The sequence below is a fragment of the Hydrogenophaga sp. 70-12 genome, from assembly GCF_001897365.1.
GTDB lineage: Bacteria > Pseudomonadota > Gammaproteobacteria > Burkholderiales > Burkholderiaceae_C > Hydrogenophaga > Hydrogenophaga borbori.
Genome location: NZ_MKSS01000136.1, coordinates 1 through 2,782, shown reverse-complemented (window position 1 = coordinate 2,782; position 2,782 = coordinate 1). Strand labels below are relative to the sequence as shown.

Annotated in this window: 4 protein-coding genes; 2 read left to right on the top strand and 2 right to left on the bottom strand. The window is 68.0% G+C overall.

Annotated elements, in window-relative coordinates; translation table 11 throughout:
• Positions 1-370, top strand: a 370-nt coding sequence (locus BGO22_RS08415) for a ribonucleotide-diphosphate reductase subunit beta (RefSeq protein ID WP_286850110.1), incomplete at its 5' end; no start/stop codon positions are given.
• A gap of 220 nt (positions 371-590) precedes the next feature.
• Positions 591-1,046 carry a histone H1-like DNA-binding protein gene (locus BGO22_RS08410; protein WP_286850108.1) on the top strand — a complete coding sequence of 152 codons (456 nt, stop codon included), beginning with the start codon at positions 591-593 and terminating at the stop codon, positions 1,044-1,046.
• A 67-nt stretch (positions 1,047-1,113) separates the two neighbouring features.
• On the opposite strand, the gene BGO22_RS08405 is transcribed toward BGO22_RS08410, so the two are convergent.
• Together BGO22_RS08405 and BGO22_RS08400 are read right to left on the bottom strand one after the other, a co-directional pair.
• Positions 1,114-2,013 (bottom strand): carbohydrate kinase family protein, encoded by a 900-nt coding sequence (locus tag BGO22_RS08405; RefSeq protein ID WP_070399060.1) that lies wholly within the window; start codon positions 2,011-2,013, stop codon positions 1,114-1,116.
• Positions 2,014-2,031: 18 nt separating this feature from the next.
• On the bottom strand, positions 2,032-2,782 hold a 751-nt coding region (locus tag BGO22_RS08400), incomplete at its 5' end, for a DUF3426 domain-containing protein (RefSeq protein ID WP_286850105.1).

The following is a 2,782-nucleotide window of genomic DNA, read 5'->3' as shown; positions in this document are numbered from 1 at the left end:
CGAGTCGATGCACTGCAATTTCGGCATCGACCTGATCAACGCGATCAAGATGGAGAACCCGCTGCTTTGGACGGCCGAATTCAAGGCCGAGGTCAAGGAGCTGTTCCTCAAGGCCGTCGAGCTCGAATACCGCTACGCCGAGGACACCATGCCGCGCGGCGTGCTGGGCCTCAATGCCTCCATGTTCAAGGGCTATCTGCGCTACATCGCCAACCGGCGCGCCACGCAGATCGGCCTGGAGCCCCTGTTCCCGAACGAAGAGAACCCGTTCCCCTGGATGAGCGAGATGATCGACCTCAAGAAGGAACGCAACTTCTTCGAAACGCGGGTGATCGAGTACCAATCGGGCGGAGCGTTGTCCTGGGACTGATGTCCCGGCCGGACGCTTCGCGCATTGCCAGAAAACAAGAAGACGAATTGAATCATCAGGACAGCCGCAGGGCGCGCAGACGCCCGCACTGGCCTGACCCCCGGATTCAGCGACCTGGGGTCTGTTGTGGATGCATCCACCTGACCGCAGTACGTTGAATCGCTTCACCGGCCATCCGACCGGCTGAAGTGCTCTTTGCAACTTGATCAAGGAGAAAGCAATGGCAACTGCGAAGAAGGCCCCGGCCAAGAAGGCTGCGGCGAAGAAGGCGCCGGCGAAGAAGAAAGTCGCCGCCAAGAAAGCCCCGGCGAAGAAAGTCGTGGCGAAGAAGGCTCCGGCGAAGAAAGTCGCGGCGAAGAAGGCGCCGGCGAAGAAGAAAGTCGCCGCCAAGAAAGCCCCGGCGAAGAAAGTCGCGGCGAAGAAGGCTCCGGCGAAGAAAGCCGTTGCCAAGAAAGCGCCGGCGAAGAAAGCCGCTGCGAAGAAGGCGCCCGCGAAGAAAGCGGCAGCCAAGAAGGCCCCTGCGAAAAAGGCTGCCCCTGCGAAGAAGGCGGCCCCCGCAAAAAAAGCTGAGCCGGCCAAGAAGCCGGCTGCCCCTGCCCCCGCGGCCGCTCCCGCCGCTCAGACCAAGCTCAACCCTCAAGCCGCCTGGCCGTTCCCGACGTCCAGCAAGCCCTGAGACAGCCTTGAGTTGATCTGAAGGCCCGGTGCGAAAGCACCGGGCTTTTTTTATTGCCGGCCCGCGGTCAGGCTTTGAGCGCGGCGTCCACCGTGTAGTTTTGCGGACCGCGCACCGCGATCTTGAGCGCCCCCAGGCGGTTGCCCAGTTCGGCGCAGCGCGCCAGCGGCCAGCCCTGCGAAAGGCCGTGCAGCAGGGCCGCGCGGAAGGCGTCGCCGCAGCCCGTGGGGTCGACCACGGCCTCGGCCTTCACACCCGGCACGCGCGTGGCCACGCCACCTTCCCACACGTCGCAGCCCTGGTCGGCGAGCGTGACCACCAGGCCACGCACGCGCTGGGAGATGTCCGCCAGCGACAGGCCGGTGCGGTCGCAGAGCATGCGGCCTTCGTAGTCGTTCACGGCCACCCAGCTCGCCTGGTCGATGAAGCGCAGCAGCTCTTCGCCATTGAACATGGGCAGGCCCTGGCCCGGATCGAACACGAAGGGCACGCCCGCGGCCTTGAGCTGCGCGGCGTGGGAGAGCATGGCCTCGCGGCCGTCGGGCGCGATGATGCCCAGCGCCAGGTCCTGGCGAGCGGGCACGGGCGTGTCGTGCGCGAAGGACATCGCGCCCGGGTGGAACGCGGTGATCTGGTTGTTGTCGCGGTCGGTCATGATCATGGCCTGCGCCGTGTAGGCGTCGGCCACGGTGCTCACGTGGGTGGTGTCCACGCCGAGTTCGCGCATGCGCGCGAGGTAGTCGGCGCCATCGCTGCCGAGCGCGGCGAGCGGGGCCACCTCGGCGCCCAGTTGCCGCAGCCCGTAGGCGATGTTGCCCGCGCAACCGCCGAAGTCGCGCCGCAGACCGGGCACCAGGAAAGACACGTTCAGGATGTGCAGCTGGTCGGGCAGGATCTGGTCGGCGAACCGGCCCTCGAAGGTCATGATGGTGTCGAAGGCCAGCGAGCCGCAAACGAGGATGGGCATGGTGTCGGAGGGTGGGTTTCAGGGATAGAAGACCAGGGCACGGTAACCCGCGGTGGGCACGCCCTCGCCGAGCGAAATCGAGAGGCGGAAGCTGACCGACAGGCGCCCACCGGGCGGCAGGGCGGCGGTCTCGACGGGCCAGTCCTGCGGCAGGAAGACCCGGCGCGAGATGACGAGCCCGTTGGGGTCGGTCAAGGTCAGTTCGAGCGCGGGCAGCGCCACCTCCAACGGCGACTGGTTGTGCAGCACGAGGTCGAACGAGTGGAAGTTGCCCAGGCGGCGCACCAGTTCGGCGCTGTCGATCACGATGGCGTCGATGCGGCGCACCGGCGCCAGGTCGCAGCCCAGCCAGCCGCAGGCCTGCACGATCAAGGGCTTGAGCGCGGGCTGGGCCGCCACCAGGCGGTGGCGCTGCTGGATGGCCCATTGGCCCCCGAGCAGCGCGGCCAGCAGCAGCGCCAGCAGCACCAGCGACACGCGCACGCCAGGCGACGACCAGAACGCGCGCCGGCGCGCCTGGCGCACGAAGCCGGGCTCGGCGTCGGGCGCGTCGGCATCGGCTGGGGGACGGCTGTCCATCCGCGCCTCGCTGGCGGGCGCGGGAGGGGCTGGCGCGGCGGGCGACGCATCGCTGTCGCCATCGGCCGGTGGGGCTTCGGGCACCAGGGGCGCCCGGGACGAATGCGCGAAGCGCTCGAGCTCGGCGTGGAAGTCGGACTCCGGCCCCTCGCGCGATTCGACGGCGAGCGTCTGCAGCACGCTGGGCACC

Excerpts from the sequence above, each read along its gene's own strand:
- BGO22_RS08410 (WP_286850108.1), top strand. The coding sequence starts at position 591 with ATGGCAACTGCGAAGAAGGCCCCGGCCAAGAAGGCTGCGGCGAAGAAG.
- BGO22_RS08405 (WP_070399060.1), bottom strand. The coding sequence starts at position 2,013 with ATGCCCATCCTCGTTTGCGGCTCGCTGGCCTTCGACACCATCATGACC.